At 26.7% G+C, this 17560-nt stretch carries 16 protein-coding genes and 1 riboswitch; of the genes, 2 read left to right on the forward strand and 14 right to left on the reverse strand.

What is annotated here, in order from left to right; genetic code table 11:
* Positions 1 to 10 precede the first annotated feature (10 nt).
* The 12 genes from purN to T364_RS0103580 all read right to left on the reverse strand — a co-directional run bounded on the left by purN (position 11) and on the right by T364_RS0103580 (position 13538).
* On the reverse strand, positions 11 to 583 hold the full coding sequence (gene purN, locus T364_RS0103525) for a phosphoribosylglycinamide formyltransferase (RefSeq protein WP_027128356.1): 573 nt from the start codon (positions 581 to 583) through the stop codon (positions 11 to 13).
* On the reverse strand, positions 577 to 1641 hold the full coding sequence (gene purM, locus T364_RS0103530; protein WP_245596563.1) for a phosphoribosylformylglycinamidine cyclo-ligase: 1065 nt from the start codon (positions 1639 to 1641) through the stop codon (positions 577 to 579). Before purM ends, purN begins: the two co-directional genes overlap by 7 nt.
* 29 nt (positions 1642 to 1670) lie before the next feature.
* Positions 1671 to 5363, reverse strand: a complete 3693-nt coding sequence (locus T364_RS0103535) for a phosphoribosylformylglycinamidine synthase (RefSeq protein ID WP_027128358.1) — start codon at positions 5361 to 5363, stop codon at positions 1671 to 1673.
* A 43-nt stretch (positions 5364 to 5406) separates the two neighbouring features.
* Positions 5407 to 6516, reverse strand: a complete 1110-nt coding sequence (purK, locus tag T364_RS0103540) for a 5-(carboxyamino)imidazole ribonucleotide synthase (RefSeq protein ID WP_035945295.1) — start codon at positions 6514 to 6516, stop codon at positions 5407 to 5409.
* On the reverse strand, positions 6516 to 7001 hold the full coding sequence (gene purE, locus T364_RS0103545; RefSeq protein WP_035945296.1) for a 5-(carboxyamino)imidazole ribonucleotide mutase: 486 nt from the start codon (positions 6999 to 7001) through the stop codon (positions 6516 to 6518). Before purE ends, purK begins: the two co-directional genes overlap by 1 nt.
* Positions 7002 to 7236: 235 nt before the next feature.
* A riboswitch (purine riboswitch) is annotated at positions 7237 to 7338 on the reverse strand.
* A gap of 47 nt (positions 7339 to 7385) precedes the next feature.
* A complete protein-coding gene (locus tag T364_RS0103550) occupies positions 7386 to 8453 on the reverse strand; it encodes a pyridoxal phosphate-dependent aminotransferase (protein WP_027128361.1) in 1068 nt (355 codons plus the stop codon).
* Positions 8454 to 9470 carry a GNAT family N-acetyltransferase gene (locus T364_RS11265; protein ID WP_245596580.1) on the reverse strand — a complete coding sequence of 339 codons (1017 nt, stop codon included), beginning with the start codon at positions 9468 to 9470 and terminating at the stop codon, positions 8454 to 8456.
* Positions 9467 to 10423 carry an adenosylcobinamide-phosphate synthase CbiB gene (gene cbiB, locus T364_RS0103560; protein WP_027128362.1) on the reverse strand — a complete coding sequence of 319 codons (957 nt, stop codon included), beginning with the start codon at positions 10421 to 10423 and terminating at the stop codon, positions 9467 to 9469. The genes T364_RS11265 and cbiB overlap by 4 nt, the downstream gene beginning before the upstream one ends.
* Positions 10407 to 11297, reverse strand: a complete 891-nt coding sequence (locus tag T364_RS10420) for a cobyric acid synthase (RefSeq protein ID WP_035945298.1) — start codon at positions 11295 to 11297, stop codon at positions 10407 to 10409. Before T364_RS10420 ends, cbiB begins: the two co-directional genes overlap by 17 nt.
* Before the next feature lie 8 nt (positions 11298 to 11305).
* Complete coding sequence (locus T364_RS0103570; protein WP_027128363.1) at positions 11306 to 12268, reverse strand: Gfo/Idh/MocA family protein; 963 nt, start codon at positions 12266 to 12268, stop codon at positions 11306 to 11308.
* 28 nt (positions 12269 to 12296) lie between these two features.
* The gene (locus tag T364_RS0103575; protein ID WP_027128364.1) at positions 12297 to 13292 is read right to left on the reverse strand and encodes a dipeptidase; all 996 of its coding nucleotides are present in this window, start codon (positions 13290 to 13292) and stop codon (positions 12297 to 12299) included.
* Between the two features lie 9 nt (positions 13293 to 13301).
* Entirely contained in the window at positions 13302 to 13538 is a 237-nt protein-coding gene (locus T364_RS0103580; RefSeq protein WP_027128365.1) for a YdbC family protein, read from the reverse strand.
* Positions 13539 to 13687: 149 nt separating this feature from the next.
* Between T364_RS0103580 and T364_RS0103585 the strand changes: the two genes are divergently transcribed.
* Positions 13688 to 15034 (forward strand): hypothetical protein, encoded by a 1347-nt coding sequence (locus T364_RS0103585; protein ID WP_027128366.1) that lies wholly within the window; start codon positions 13688 to 13690, stop codon positions 15032 to 15034.
* 332 nt (positions 15035 to 15366) lie between these two features.
* Positions 15367 to 16554 carry a sodium/glutamate symporter gene (gltS, locus tag T364_RS0103590; RefSeq protein ID WP_027128367.1) on the forward strand — a complete coding sequence of 396 codons (1188 nt, stop codon included), beginning with the start codon at positions 15367 to 15369 and terminating at the stop codon, positions 16552 to 16554.
* Between the two features lie 65 nt (positions 16555 to 16619).
* Here the strand turns inward: gltS and T364_RS0103595 are convergent, their stop codons facing one another.
* Both T364_RS0103595 and T364_RS0103600 read right to left on the reverse strand, forming a co-directional pair.
* Positions 16620 to 16865, reverse strand: a complete 246-nt coding sequence (locus T364_RS0103595; protein WP_027128368.1) for a hypothetical protein — start codon at positions 16863 to 16865, stop codon at positions 16620 to 16622.
* Positions 16866 to 17013: 148 nt separating this feature from the next.
* On the reverse strand, positions 17014 to 17427 hold the full coding sequence (locus T364_RS0103600) for a hypothetical protein (RefSeq protein ID WP_027128369.1): 414 nt from the start codon (positions 17425 to 17427) through the stop codon (positions 17014 to 17016).
* Positions 17428 to 17560: the final 133 nt, after the last annotated feature.

Below are 17560 nucleotides of genomic sequence, written 5' to 3' on the forward strand. Positions count from 1 at the left end.
TTAAATCCTCCTAAAAATTTTTACATAAATTTTTTAATGTTTCTGGATAAATTCTATGCTCTATTTTATGAATCTCTTCTTCTAATTTTTCTAAATCCCAATCTTTTTCAATTACTAATTTTTCTTGATAAATTATCTTTCCACTATCTACACCTTCATCTACATAGTGAATAGTAACTCCTGTTTCTTTAGCTCCAGCTCTAAAAGCATCTCCTATACCATCTTTTCCAGGGAAATTTGGTAAATAAGCTGGGTGAATATTTATAATTTTATCTCTATACTCATTTAATAATACTGGAGATATTATTCTCATATAACCAGCTAAAGCTATTAAATCTATATTATTTTCTTTTAAAATTTCTATTATTTTTTCTTCATATTCTTTCTTTGAAGGAAAAGTTTTAGGAAGTACCACATAACATGGTACTCCTAATTTTTTTGCTCTTTCTATTGCATAAGCTGACTCTTTATCAACTATTAAAAGTTCTACAGAGTAAAGTTTTTCTTCATAGTTTCTACTTGTTTCAACTATACTTTGGAAATTTCCACCATTTCCAGAAGCAAATACAGCTACTCTTACCATACTAAGTCTACTCCCTCTTTACCTTCTACTATTTCTCCTAATAATACAGGTTTTTCTCCTAAAGATTTTAAAACTTCCATAGTTTTTTCAACTTTATCTTCATCAACAACTATCATAAATCCAATACCCATGTTAAATACATTGTACATCTCTTCTTTTGGTATTTGTCCTACTTCTTGTAAGAATTTAAAGATTTTTGGAGTATCAATTACTTTTGTATCTAATTTCGCTTGTAATCCTTCAGGTATAATTCTAGGTACATTTTCATAGAATCCTCCACCTGTTATATGACACATTCCGTTAACTTCAACTTCTTGTAAAAGTTTTTTGATAGTTTTTACATATATTCTTGTAGGAGTAAGTAAAGTTTCTCCTAAAGATTTTCCATCAAATACATCTTTATATCCATTTAAATCTAATTGATTATCTTTCATAACTATTTTTCTAACAAGAGAGAATCCATTTGAATGAACTCCAGTTGAAGGAAGTCCTATTACTTTATTTCCTTTTTTAACTTTTTCTCCTGTTATTAATTTTGATTTTTCTACAACTCCAACACAGAATCCAGCTAAATCATAATCTCCAACTTCATACATATCTGGCATTTCAGCAGTTTCTCCACCAATTAATCCACATTCTGAAAGTTCACAACCATCAGCTACACCTTTTACAATTTGCTCTATTTGTTCTGGGAAGTTTTTACCTACAGCAACATAATCTAAGAAAAATATTGGCATAGCTCCTTGAACTAATACATCATTTACACACATAGCTACAACGTCTTGTCCTATTGTGTCATGTTTATCCATTTTGAATGCTAACATTAATTTTGTTCCAACACCATCAGTTCCACTTATTAATACAGGTTCTTTATATCCTAAAGCTGATAAATCAAACATTCCTCCAAAAGCTCCGATACTATCTATTACACCTTTAACTTTTGTTCTTGCTACATGAGATTTTATTCTTCTAACTGATTCATATCCAGCCTCTAAGTTTACTCCTGATTCCATGTATTTTTGGCTGCTCATATTGTTTTCCATATATTCTTTACTCATTTTTTAAGTTCTCCTTTAGTATTTTATAATTATTTTTTAAAGAAATTTACACCGTTAGCAAATATATCTTGCATTTTTTCAAAATAGATATTTTGGAATACTCCCTCTTCATAACGTTCTGAGTGTCCCATTTTTCCTAAGATTCTTCCATCTTTTGAAGTTATTCCTTCTATTGCATAGTAAGAACCATTTAAGTTATATTTAGGGTCTAAAGTAGGATTTCCTTCTAAATCACAGTATTGAGTTGCTACTTGTCCATTTTTAAATAATTCTTCAGCAAACTCTTTACTTACTACAAATTTTCCTTCTCCATGAGATAGAGCTATTGAATGAACATCTCCAATATTGAATGATGATAACCAAGGTGATGAATTAGAAGCTATTCTTGTTGTAGCCATTCTTGAAACATGACGGTTAATATCATTTCTAAATAATGTTGGAGAATTTTCATTTAACATATCCATATCTCCATAAGGTAATAATCCTGATTTTATTAAAGCTTGGAATCCGTTACAAATTCCTAACATTAATCCTTCATTAGCTAAAAATTTATTTATACTTTCTTTTACTTTTGGATTTTGTAAGATATTTGTTATAAATTTACCTGAACCATCTGGCTCATCTCCAGCACTGAATCCTCCAGGAATTGCTATAATTTGACTTTCAAGTATTTTTTTAGAAAGTTCATCTATACAAACTTCCATATCTTTAACTGTTAAGTTATTTATTACAAATATTTCTGATTTTCCTCCAGCTCTATCAAAGGCTTTAGCTGTATCATATTCTGAGTTTGTTCCTGGGAAAGCTAGAACTAATACTTTTGGAGTATCGTATAATGTAGAAGCTTTTTGAATCATGTTTCCTTTCTTTTCAGTAGGTTTTATTGCTTCTCCATTAGCTTTTTTACCAGCCTCATATGGATATATTTTTCTATATCTTTCTTCCCAAATAGTTATTGCTTCATCTATTGAAAGTATAGCTTCATTAATTTTTATTGAATGGCCTTGAACTTTTCCAAGTAAAATTCCAAAATCTAATTCTTTTGTAGATTCTACAACTATTGCTCCAGGCATTAAATCAAATAAGTTTTCTTTAATTTCTACAACTATACCTAATTTATTTCCAAATGTCATTTTCATTAATGCTTCAGCTACTCCACCAAATTTTACTACTGATGAAGAAATTATATTTTTAGCTAGTATTTCTTTTCTAACATTTTTAAAGTTTTCTTTTACAGAATCATAAACAGGAGTGAAATCTCTATTATATTCTGGTTTTACTAAATAGATATAATTTCCTTCTCCTTTAAATTCAGAAGAAATTATATTTTGAGTTTTTTCTGTTACTACAGCAAAAGAGATTAATGTAGGTGGTACATCTATATCTTTGAATGTTCCACTCATACTATCTTTTCCACCAATAGCTGGAGTTTCAAACTCAACTTGAGCTTCAATAGCTCCAAGTAATGCCATAAATGGTTTACCCCATCTACTTGGAGTTTTTCCTAATCTTTCAAAATATTCTTGGAATGTAAGTCTTGCTTTAGAGTAATCTCCTCCAACAGCTGTAACTTTGGCAAGAGATTCAATTACAGAATATATAGCTCCTAAATATGGAGATTTTTCTGAAATATATGGATTAAATCCAAAAGTTAATATTGAAGCTGTATTTGTAAATCCTTTTGTTGGGAATTTTTGGATACTTGCTTCACTTTCTGATAATTGATATTTTCCTCCATAAGGCATATGAACTGTTGATCTACCAACTGTAGCATCAAACATTTCTACCATACCTCTTTGAGAAGCTACATTCATATCTTTTAATGTTTCAACTAATTTATATTTTAATTCTCCCTCTTTAGAAGATTTGAATACATCTACTACTTCTGGAGCTATTACTTCTACATCTTGTTCTTGTCTAACTCCATTTGTATCTAAGAAACTTCTAGCTATATCAACTATTGTTTCTCCTCTAAATTTAATAACAAGATTTTCTTTGGCTGTAACTTTAGCCACAACACTTGTTTCTAAGTTTTCTGCCTTCATTAATTCATTGAATTTTTCTACATTTTCTGGAGCTACTACAACAGCCATTCTCTCTTGAGATTCACTAATTGCTAATTCAGTTCCACTAAGTCCTAAATATTTTACAGTAACTTTATCTAAGTCAACTTCTATTCCTCTAGCTAACTCTCCAATAGCAACTGAAACTCCTCCAGCTCCAAAGTCATTTGATTTTTTAATAAGTTTTGTAACTTCTGGATTTCTGAAAGCTCTTTGAATTTTTCTCTCTATAGGAGCGTTTCCCTTTTGAACTTCTGAAGAACATTTAGTAAGTGATGAATCGTTATGCTCTTTTGATGAACCTGTAGCTCCTCCTACTCCATCTCTTCCTGTTTTTCCTCCAAGAACTATAATTATATCTCCAGGAATTGGTTCTTCTCTTAATACATATTCTTTTTTAACAGCTCCAACTACAGCTCCAACTTCCATTCTTTTTGCTTTATATCCATTGTGATAAATCTCTTTTACAAAAGTTGTAGCAAGTCCAATTTGGTTTCCATAAGAAGCATATCCATGAGCTGCTCCTTTAGAAATTCTTACTTGTGGTAATTTATTTTCTAATGTATCTTCTAATTTTTCACAAATATCTCCAGCTCCTGTAACTCTCATTGCTTGATATACATAAGCTCTTCCTGATAATGGGTCTCTTATAGCTCCACCTATACAAGTACTAGCTCCTCCAAATGGTTCTATTTCTGTTGGATGGTTATGAGTTTCGTTTTTAAACATTAAAAGCCATCTTTCAGTTTGTCCATCTACATCTATATCAACTTCAACACTACAAGCATTTATTTCTTCAGAAACTTCCATATCATTAAGTTTTCCGATTTTTCTCATATATTTTCCACCAATAGTTCCCATATCCATTAAAGTCATAGGTTTTCTATTTCCGTGTACTTCTTCTCTTAATTTTAAATATCTTTCATAAGCTTTTTGAATAGCCTCTGTCATTTGCCCTTTTTCTATTTTTACATCTTTCAAGAAAGTTTCAAATGTTGTATGTCTACAGTGGTCTGACCAATAAGTATCTAAAACTTTTATTTCTGTTTCTGTTGGATTTCTTTTTTCACTTCTAAAATATTTTTGGATATGAGCTAAATCTTCTAAAGTCATAGCAAGACCATTTACTGTTAAATATCTTTCTAATTCTTCCATTGTATAGTCATTAAATCCTTCTAACACTGGTACAGGCTCAACTTTAACATCTTCTGTATTATCTAATACAGTTAAATCTTTTTCTCTTGTTTCAATAGGATTAATTAAATATTTTTTAATTTTTTCTAATGATTTAATTTCTCCCTCAAGAACAACTATTTTTCCACTTTTAATTTTAACTGTATCTTTACTATTTAAAAGAACTAAAAATTGTTCTGCCGAATCAGCTCTTTGGTCATATTGTCCTGGTAAATTTTCTATAGCTATATATGTTTTTCCAGATAAATCAATTTCTTCATATACATTATCTGTAACTCTTTCTCCTAAAACTTTATTTTTTAAAAGCTCAACATCATCTTCATCACAATTAAATACATCATAAACATTGATTAATTGAACTTTTTCAAGTCCTGTTTCGTAAAGATTTTCTTGTAATTCTCTTAATATTGATTCTCCTTCTACTTGAAAACCTGGTTTTTTAGAAACAAAAATTCTTTTATCCATCTTTCCTCCAAATTAATATATATAAATTTTTTTGCTTATGTGTTTACTTACTTAATTCTATTGCTCTTGCTAAAAGTTTTTCTACATCATCACCAATTAAATTAAGATGTCCCATTTTTCTATCAACTTTAGCTTCTCCTTTTTTATACATATGAAGAAACTCATTTTCTCTTAATTTTGCACTTTCTATTCTTTCAACATCTTGTCCTAAAATATTTAACATAACACTTTTGTGTAATAATTTTGGGTCTTGTAATTTTCTTCCACAAATTCCCTCAATATGTAAATCAAATTGAGATTTATCACAACCATCTAAAGTATAATGAGCTGAATTGTGAGGTCTTGGAGCCATTTCATTTACATAAATTTCTCCATCTTTTCCATAGAAATATTCAATAGCTAGAGGTCCTACAAAATTTAATCCATCTATGATTTTTTTTGTAATATCTTTTACTTTTTCTTGAATTTCTTCTGATACTCTAGCTGGAGCTATTGTTATATGAAGAATTCCTTTTTTATGTATATTTTCTACAACAGGAAAAACTCCAATAGTTCCATCAGTACTTTTAACTGCTATACAAGATAACTCGCATTGAAAATCTACCATTTGTTCTAAGATATACTCTCTTTTTTCTAAATCTTTTTTTGCTTTTTCTAAATCTTCAGGAGTTTTTATTACCCATTGACCTTTTCCGTCATATCCTCCCATTGAAGTTTTTAATATAGCTGGATATCCGATCTCTTCAATAGCTTTATCTAAAGTTTTTTCATCAAGAACTTCCACAAATTTTGCTGTTTTTATTCCCAAAGCATTTATACTAGATTTTTCTCTAAATCTATGTTGACTAATATATAGTGGTCTTATTCCTTGAGGTACATATCCACCATTATCTTCTAATATATCTATTGATTCAGAAGTAACATTTTCAAACTCATAAGTTATAACTGATGATTCTTTTGCTATTTCTAATAAAGCTTCTCCATCATCATAAGGTTTTACTAAATGTTTATCTGTTACATATTTTGCACAAGCTGATGGAGAGGGTTCTAATACCATTGTTTTGTATCCTTGTTTTCTAGCACTTTCACAAAGCATTTTTCCTAATTGCCCTCCACCTAAAATTGCTATTGTGCTTCCTTTTTCAATTAACATTATAATTCTACCTCACTTGTTTCTAAAACTTGGTCTCTTTGTTCTCTTCTAAATTCATCAACTTTTTTAGCCACTTCTTCATCCATAAGAGCTATAATTTCACTAGCCAATATACCAGCATTTTTAGCTCCAGATTCTCCTATTGCCAAAGTTCCTACAGGAATTCCACCAGGCATTTGAACTATTGAAAGAAGAGAATCTTGTCCACTTAAAGCTCTTGATTTTACAGGAACTCCAAGTACAGGTAAAGAAGTTAAACTTGATACCATTCCTGGTAGATGGGCAGCTCCTCCAGCTCCTGCTATTATTACCTTTAATCCTCTTTCTTTAGCAGTCTTAGCATATTCAAACATCAATTCTGGTGTTCTGTGAGCTGAAACTATTTTTACTTCATAATCAACTCCAAATCTTTTTAACATTTCTACAGCTTTTTCCATTGTAGGAAGATCTGAACGACTTCCCATTATTACACCAACTCTAGGCATCTAAACCCTCCTTAAACTTTTAGTAAAGATATTTAAAATTTATAATAAAAAATGCACTATGAAATTTGGACACACTTATCTTGTCCATATTTTTCATAGTGCACACTTATACACATATTATTTATATAATTACAATTATTCCTCTTTCTTTTTTTAAGAAAAACAAAAAACACCTTTTTATCTCCTTTATTTTAAAAATGATTACACCAATCATTAAAACAAAACGAAAGAAGTCTATATATTTTTAATCACTTATAGTCTGTAAATTTAAGGTTTACAGGTAGAAACTCGTTGTCCATATTACAACCATTATATAAGCTTCTTTGAGGTCTAATTTTAAGAATAAGATAGAATATCATATTTTTTTATTTTTTTCAAGAAAAATTATAAATTTTTTATACTTTTTAAGAAAATGTTATTTTTTTCAGTATCTTTTATTGCTATCCTTACAAAATTATTACTCAAAAATTTAAAATTAGAACAATTTCTCACAAGAATATTTTTTTCTAATAATCTTTTTTGAAATTCCTCTGCTTTCATGTTTTTTATCTTTAGTAGTACAAAGTTTGTATAGGTTTCATAGACTTCAATATAATCTACTTTTTTTAACTCCTCTACAAATCTCACTCTCTCATTTTTTATCCAATTATCTGTTTTTCCTATGTATTCTTTATCTTTTAATATAATTTTCCCACTTAAATCAGCAAAAGCATTTACTGTCCAAGGCTCTTTTATAGAATTTATCTTTTCTATAATTTTGTTATCATAAGTTATTCCATATCCAAGTCTTATTCCTGGTAAAGCAAAATATTTTGTTAAAGCTCTTAAAATAAATATATTTTTACTTTTTAGAGTATTTAAAGTTTTTTCTTCCCAACCCTCAACAAATTCTAAAAAACACTCATCAACAAATAATTTTATATTATTTGTTTCTAAAAATTCATTTAATTCTTCTAATATTTCTTTTTTGACGAAAGAACCTGTTGGATTGTTAGGGTTACATAAAACTATTAACTGATAATTAATAGCCTCTCTTTTTAATTTTTCTACATCTAAATAAAAATTCCTTTTTTCATTTTCTATATTTTCATCTAATTTAAAATATCCTATCTCACAATCTATATTTCTTAAAGCTCTCTCATATTCTGCAAAAGTTGGGGAAACTATCAATGCTTTTTTAGGAAGTAGTGCCCTCATATAAAGAAATAAAACTTCTGTTGCTCCGTTTCCTACAATTATATTATCACTTGATATATGATTGTACTCTCCTATACTTTCTCTTAATTCTACATAGTGAACATCAGGATACCTTTCTAAAAGAGATATATTATTTTTTATTCCCTCTTCTAAAGATTTTGGTACTCCTAAAGGATTTATATTTGAGCTATAATCTAAGATTTCTCTTTTTCCCTCTCTTTGAAATTTATAAATATTTCCTCCATGTATATCCATTTAATTCTCTCTTTTCTCCATAATATAATTTTTTAATAATATTTTATTTCTTTCTACAAATTGTTCTTTGATAACTTTATAACCTCTTTTTATAAAAAATGTTTTTGCTGTTATAGAAGCATGAGTATATATCAACTTTTTATTTATTTTCTTTTCCAATTCATCACAAATCATTGTAGCTATTCCCATCTTTTGAAAATCTTTATGTACATATAATCTATCTAAATATCCATCTTTGTTAATATCTCCAAATCCAACTATTACACCATTATTTTCAGCAACAACAGTATAATTTTCTGAAAGAGAAATATTCCATTTTTCTATATCTATATTTTTAGGAGCCCATACATCTAACTGTATCTTTGTATAATCTCTCTTATTAATATTATGTACTGTATTATAAAAAAGTTCTATTATTTCTTTACAGTCTGAAGATTTATATTTTCTAAGTTTTATAAAATTTTGTTCTACATCTACTAAATAATATTTTTTATCTTGTGAAAATATTTGGAAAATATCCTTTTTATAATTTTTGTCTATTAAAATATAATTACAATTATATTTTTTACATTCTCTTAGATTTTTTTCATTTTCTCTAATAAGAAAATCTTTAGTACAATAAGAATCATCTAATCTTTTTTCTACTACATTAGCATACTTCAATATTTTTTCAAAATTATTTTCAATATATTTTCTAGTCATTATTAGACAATAATATTTTATATTTTCTAAATATTGTTTATCAAAATCTTTTTTCCAATTAAAAGGGATATAAAGGCCCTCTACTATTAAATCTTGTTTGTTCTCAATAGCTGTTTTTATAATTTCTTTTATAATCTCCCAAAGATATGAAGTTAGTTTTTCATCATCTTCTACTGTAAAATTTATATTTTTACTTCTTATTAATCCCATTTTTATATGGTCTATTGATAAATAAGGAAATTTATATTTTTCTAATAATTTTTGAGCTAATAAAGTTTTTCCTGTATGTGAAGTTCCAGTTATTAAAATTATCATAAAACCACCTTTATTAATTGAGATAAGATCAGAAATACAATTAGTCCTATTCCAGATGAAATATATAAAAGTTTTCTAGCATTTTTTATATCATCTAAAATAAAATCTCTTTTTTTATCTCCTATTGTAGGTTTATCATAGATTTTTCCAAAATAACTTGTTTTACCACCAAATTGTAAACCTAAAGCTCCAGCAAAGGCAGCTTCTCCATGTCCAGAATTTGGGCTTCCATGATTTAATCTATCTCTTAGAAATATTCTCCAAGCATTTTTATAATCCATTCTTAAAATAAAAGCTCCTATTGGAATAATAACTCCCCCAGCTATCCTTGCTGGAAGAAAATTAGCCACATCATCAACCTTGGCTCCTATCATTCCAAAATCTATATATTTTTCATTTTTATATCCTAACATTGAATCTATAGTATTTATAGCCTTATAAGTCATAGCAAAAGGTAGGGCTAAAGATATATCATTATAAGTAAAAAAACTTCCAACTATAGCAAAAAACATAGGGGCAATAACTCCATCAACAGAGTTTTCTGCTATGGTTTCTACTACACTTCTTATTACTTGTTGTTCGTCCATTTTTCCTGTATCTCTACTAACTAAATAGGAAACTTCTCTTTTTGCTCTCTCAATATCATTAGATTTTAAAATTTCATATATCTTTTTTCCCTCATCAGCTAAACATTTTGTAGCTAAAGTTGTATAAAGAAAAAATATTTCAGTTATCTTTGATATTGCTAAAACATATGAAACTCCAAAGGTTATTGTTAAAACTAAAAATACTAAAATTCCACCAGTTAATTTTTTATTTTTAAAATTATATAATTTTTTTTCTAAAAAACTTATTAATTTTCCTATAACTCTTACAGGGTGATAAAAAAATTCTGGGTCCCCTAAAATTAAATCTAATACATAAGCTATAAAATATCTAGTAGCAAAAATCATCTGTTTCCTCTCTATTTAGTATCTTGTAAATATAATCTACATCTAAATTTTCTCTTAAAAGTTTTTCTAATTTTTCAAATTGTTTTTCTCTATACTCTTCAAAAGATAAATTTCCACATCTTTTTTTAATGTCTTCACTATCTCTTTTAGAAATAAGTCCATCTTCATCTTCTATATCTATAATCTCATAAGGAACAACTCCTAAAACCTTTGTTTTAGTAAGTCTTTCAATTTCATTTATACCTTTTTGTAAAATATCTTTTTTTCCACGAAATTTATTTATTATTATCCCTTTAAGATTTCTTTTTTCTTCTTCATTAAATAAAGTATATGTCCCTATTATTGAAGCAAAAACTCCACCTCTATCTATATCAGCTACTAAAATAAAAGGAGCATTAGCTATTTTTCCCATAGATGTATTTACAATATCATTTTCTTTTATATTTATCTCTACAGGACTTCCTGCTCCTTCTAATACACAAATTTCATATTTTTTAGGATAAGTTTCATAAATTTTCTGCAGATATTCTCTATATTTCACTTTTTCAGATGAATATTTTTCCCCTGTAGTAGTTTTTTCATACTCACCATTTAAAATAATATCTACAATTCCATTTCCCTTTGGAATTATAAGAATAGGATTCATCCAAGATTGTGGTTCTTTTTTACAGGCATAAGCTTGCAAAACTTGTGAGATTGCAATTTTTTTATTATTTCCAATTTCACAGGAGTTTCTTGACATATTTTGGCCTTTAAAAGGCACTACCTCATGACCATCACTTGTAAATATTCTACAAAGTCCCGTTGTTATAAGACTTTTCCCAGCTCCTGAAGATGTTCCTAGTATCATTATATTTTTATGTTTTTCTCTCATTATTCCCTCTAAATTTTAAATCTTACTCTTGATAATATCTCTACAGATTTTCTTGAATTTTTAAAAGTATTTACTTTTGACTCTAATTCTCCACTTTCTATTAAATTTAAAAACTCATCTAACTCATAAACCATTTGATTACTATCTTGTTCTACAGTTAAATTTTCTTCTGTTCCATCTCTTAAGATAAGTTTAATACTTCTCATTTTAGAAATATCATCTATAAGGATACTTCCCTTTTCTCCTAAAATCTCATTAGGTAAAAAAGTTTGAGTTATTTTAGAATGAATTATTGTAATAATTTTATCACTATAAGTTAAAAGCATTGTACCTGTACCATCTACACCTGATTCTACAAGATAATTTCTAGCTGTAAAAGAAAGTGGTTCTCCAAATAAATCTAAAGATACATATAAAGGATAAATTCCTAAATCAAAAGATGAACCACCATGAAATTTAGTGTCAAATACATTTGTTAATTCTCCATTTTTTAATAAATCATATCTTGAAGAGTATTGAGAAAAATTAAATACTACATTTCTAATTTCTCCTATTCTATGTAAATTATCTTTTAAAACTTTCATATTTGGTAAAAAAGTTGTTTTCATTGCTTCCATATATACAACTTTATTTTTTTCAGCTATTTTTATATTTCTATCAAAAATTTCTAAATCTGTTGTTATAGGTTTTTCACAAATTACATGTTTCTTATTAAGTAAAAATATTGTTGTCTGCTCTCCATGTAATGAGTTAGGTGAAGCAATATATACAGCATCTATATCAGAAGATTTTCCCATTTCTTCTAAATCTGTAAAAATTTTTCCTCCTACTCCACAATTTTTTTGAAATTCTAAGGCTGTTTCCTCTTTTCTTGAATAAATAGCTCCTACTTCACATTTAGGATTTCTTTTTATAGCTTCTACGAAATCTTTACTTATCCAATTTGTACCTATTATTCCAAATCTTATCATAATTATCCCTCCTAGTAAAAATATTGTGTTATTCAAAAAAATTTATTGCAAAATTCCAAAAATTTTTATAGGCTATTTTCTCTATATCCTCTTTTGTATAACCTCTATTTAAAAGTTCTTGTATAATATTTTGACTTTTAGAAGCATCTTCTAAATCTATAGGATTTGTATCACTATGTCCTTCTAAATATTCACAAAAATCAAAACCAAAAGCTACATGATTTATTCCTACTAAATTTACTAAATAATCTATATGGTCTACTAAATCCTTTAAAGTTGGTCTTTTATTAAAATCTACATCTTCTACTTTAACAGGATTAGAATACTCACATTTTTTTATAAAACCAACATAAGCATTAACTCCTATAAGTCCACCTTTTTGTGCTATAGCTTTAATTTGTTCATCTGTTAAATTTCTAGGAACATCACAAAGAGATTTACAATTTGAATGGGAAGCTATTATTGGTCTTGTTGTAGTATTGTATATATCCCAGAAAGTTTTTTCATTAGCATGAGAAACATCTATTATCATTCCCAATTTATCCATTTTTTCTATAGCTTTCTTTCCTAATTCTGTAAGACCTCTCTCTTTATCTCCTAAAACTCCTGTTCCTAGAGAATTTTCTTCATTCCAAGTAAGAGTAGCATGTCTAAATCCTAAATTATAAAATGTATCTAACCAATCAAGATTATTTTCTACAACTCTTAATCCCTCTATTCCCATTAAAACATTTATTTTTTCAAAATTTGGATTTAAAAAATCTTCTTTAGATTTTAAAATATGAAATATATCTTCATTACTGTTTATCTCGTTCATAGTGGCATTAATCATCAACATCATTTCTTTTTCAACTTGCTCTTTTTCATATTTTGAATCAAGCCAAGCTACAAATATTCCACCAAAAATCTCTCCTTTTTTCAATCTTTCTAAGTGAAAATTTTTAAATCTATCTTTTTCTATTCCGTCTTTTTTCTTTCTATGAATGTCATACCATATATCAGCATGTAAATCAAATATTTTCATATAACCTCACTATATATCTAAATCATCAATATCTATTGAGTTTAAAAGTCCCTTTAAAGTTTTTAATTCATCTTTTGTGAAAGTTAAACCTTTTCCCATTTTTTCGTGATTTTCATCCCAATCTCTTATATCTACTTTAGCTTTTCTTCCATTCCATGAAATTATATTTACTTCTTTTTTCCAACCTTTTGAACCTTCTCCTATAATTCCTAATTCTTCTATAATATCAAATTTTATTTCTGCCATTTTGTCTCCTCCTATTTCCTCTTATATTTTAATTATACAATATCATTAATTTTTTTAAAAATTTTTTTTATAATTTTTCATTGACAAAAAGTATTTTTTATTATTTAATTAAACTAATAAACTAATTATTTTAAGGGCGAGGTTTGTTTATGAAAAAAATATTTTTTGGAGCAATGATTTTTATATTCCTTTGTGTTTTTCTCAAGGAATTTTTTGTGGGATTTGAAAATTTCTATCCTCATTTTATTTCTTTAGGATTAGGGGTTTTAATTTTTTCAGTTTATTTTTTTGCCAAGGGAATGCAAAGAAATATCTCTCTACTTTGTTTTAGTATTTCCCTTTTACTTCTTAGTCAGAATTTTGATACTAAATTACTCTATAAAAGTTTAGAGAAAAGTGTTGGAATTATTTGTATATTTACAGTAATACCACTTCTTACATTTCCTATTGAAAAAGGTGATTATTCTCATTCAATTAAGAATTTTGTAAGTAGATTTAGTAAAAATAATAAATTTATTTTTACTATTTTATCTCTTTTTCATTGGATACTTACAATAATTTTAAATATTCCATCTATTCCTATAATGCAAGAAATTATACAAAAAAATAATTTTTCTAAAAAATATCTTACTAGAATGTATACTGCTGGATATTGTTGTTTTATGATATTTTCTCCTTATGATGGGCTTCTTAATATGATACTTATTATGTATTCTGTAAAACATTATCAATATTTCCCTTATGCACTTTTCATGTGTTTATTTATTGTAGGATTATCTTCTATTCTTCTTTCTTTTTCCGAAAAAGAAGTAGAAGATAAAAATCAAATTATTGAAAAATTATCTTCCTTTGATAAAAAGAAAATCTTTTCTCTTGTAGGAAATATAATATTTTTAATATTTGTAACAATCTTAGGAGATTATCTATTTACTTTTAAAAATCCTATGTTATTTATATCTCTAATAGTTGTTGGATATTCTCTATTTTGGAGTTTCCAGAATGCTAATTTCCAAGAATATAAAACTCAATTTAAAACTTATATTGAAAAAGCTACTAATTTTGGAACTATAATAGTTTTTTTAATATCTACAAACTGTTTAGGAGAAATCATTCAAAATATTTCTATTGGTGAGATTATAGAAAAAGGATTTTTAAAAATAATGTTTTTACCTAGTTATTTTTTAATACTTACTTTAATTCTTTTTACTGTAGTTTTAGCATTAGTAGGAGTCCATATGTTAATTCCTGTGGCTGCTATTCTTATGATTGTAAAACCTGAATTTTTAGGAATATCTCCTGCTTCATATCCTCTTGTTATAATGTGTTGTTGGATATCAGCTATGTCTATTTCTCCTTTTGTACCATTTCCTGCTGTTGTAGCTCAAACTATTGACGAGGATATACTAAAAGTAACTTTTAAATATAATAAAATTTATTCTATCCTTTTAATTTTATTATGTCCAGCTATAATATTATTATTAAATAAAATTTTATAGCTTTAAAAGAGTTATGAAATAATTCTTTTTATTTTACTGAACTATAAATAAAATTAATTAAAATAATTATTTTTAATAATGAATAATAATATTTTGTCTAAAAAATAATAAAAAAGAATTATTTTAAATTATTCTATAAAAATTTTATTTTTTCTAATATTTTCAACACTTTATTTATATTTTTTATGTAATTTTATAATAATTATATTTTGTCTAATTCCTTATTAAATTAAACTATATATAATATATATTTGTAATATATGTGAAATTTATGATATATTTTATTTGCTTTTTATTATTATATGTATATTTTTTAAGGAGGAAACATTTAAATGATATTAGAACTTACTAGTATCCAAACTATGACACTAGCTATAATAGTTTTATATTTAGGAAAATTTATTAATAATACTTTTAGATTTTTAAAGGAAAATTGTATTCCAGATGCTGTAACTGGAGGAACTATTTTTTCTATTATCACTTTAATAGGGCATGAAACTCATCTTTTTTCATTTATATTTGAAGATTCTTTAAGAGAAATTTTTATGATTGCATTTTTTACAACAGTTGGTTTTTCAGCTAGTATAAAACTTTTAAAAAAAGCAGGACTTCCTGTTCTTATGTTTTTAATAGCTGCTGTTGGACTAACTTTCTTCCAAAATATTGCTGGAATTCTTATGGCAAAACTTTTAAAAGTTAATTTATTAATTGGTTTAGCTACAGGTTCTTTAGCTACAACAGGAGGCCCTGGTACAGCTGGAGCTTTTGGTCCCATTATGGAAAGTTTCGGAGCTCCTGGAGCTACAATGGTAGCCATGGCTACAGCTACTTATGCTTTAATAGCTGGTAGTGTTATAGCTGGTCCAATTTGTAAAAGATTAATAGAAAAACATTCTCTTTTAGAGAAACACAAAAATTCAAATAGTTTTTCATCAACTGAAAATAAAAATGAATTTCTTATTACAAAAAAAGTTATCCCTACAGGTTTTCAAATTATTATAGCTATGGGAATTGGAAGTTTAATTTCAAGCTTTTTAAATAGTTTAGGTCTTGTTTTACCTTCATATATTGGGGCCATGTTTGCTGCTGCTTTAATGAGAAATATTTCTGATTATACAGGGAAGTTTGAGATTGATTTAAATATAGTTTCTACAGTAGGAAGTTTTACCTTGGCAATGTTTTTATCAATGACTCTTATGGCTTTTAAACTTTGGGAATTAAAAGAATTAGCTCTTCCTCTTATATTAATGTTAATAGGACAAACTATTCTTATGGGAGCTTTTGCTTATTTTATTACATTTAATATTACAGGTAGAGATTATGATGCTGCTATTATCACAGGAGGACATTGTGGTTGTGGTTTTGGTACTACTCCAAAGGCTCTAGCTAATATGGAGGCTCTTACTGAAAGATATCTTCCATCACCAAAGGCTTTCTTTGTTATACCTATAGTTGGAAGTTTATTTATAGATTTCTTTAATGCTGGTATAATTACATTTTTTATAAATTTAGTAAAATAATAGTTTAAAATAAAAAAATACACTATTTTCTTTAATAAAAGATTCTAGTGTATTTTTTATTATTTTTATCTTTTCTTTAAAATTAATCCTTTTAGGATTTCAGCCATTAATTCTTTTCCAGCTTCTTCATTTAATATATTATCTATTATTTCTTCATAAGAAATTTTTAACTCTTTTAATTCCCCACAATCTTCTGTAAGAGAAATTCCATTTTCTTCTGGAGTTATTGTAAGTATATGAGGACATTCAGTATATTTTTCATCACCTAATAACAAATAATTTAACTTTTGACTTAAATCTTTATTCATCATAAATCCTCCTCTATTCTTTTATATTCTAAATTATACCATATTTCTCATTAAAAATAAAGAATTTATTTTTGAAATTATTACAATTTAATTTTTTATAAAAAAATACACCTTTATCTTAAAAATTTAGGTGTATAATTTACAAAATATTTTAATCAAATAATTCTTCTAAAGAAAATACTAATTCTTCTCTCTTCTCTTTAAAGTTTTTCAATTTTCTAATAGGAAAATCACTTCCATAAAGTTTAACAAATATATTTAGAATTTCAGTGTCTAAATTATCTTTTCTAACTTTTTTCTTATCATATAAAGGAGCTCTTTTTTCAATTTCTCCCTCTATATTAAGAAGTAACATATTTTTTCTTACTCCAACAATCTCTACTTCTCTACATTTATCTTGATAAGCAGCTTCTAAATTTTGAGCTTTTCTTTTTTCAGCATTTTGTCTTCTATTTTCAGTTCTTTGTTTAATAGCTTTTTCTTCTAAAATTCTTTTTTGCTTTCTTTTAGCTTTAATAACAGAATATTCTTTTCCCTTTGGTTTATTTTTACTTATAACTTCCATTTTTTCACCTCTCTTACGTAAACACAAATACAAAAATTTTGGCATAACGATTAATTATACCATAAAAAACAAAAAAATTCTATTAATTTCTAAAAAATCTCATGAAATATTTTAGAAAATATAGTATAATATT

Source organism: Fusobacterium perfoetens ATCC 29250 (assembly GCF_000622245.1).
Lineage (GTDB): Bacteria > Fusobacteriota > Fusobacteriia > Fusobacteriales > Fusobacteriaceae > Fusobacterium_B > Fusobacterium_B perfoetens.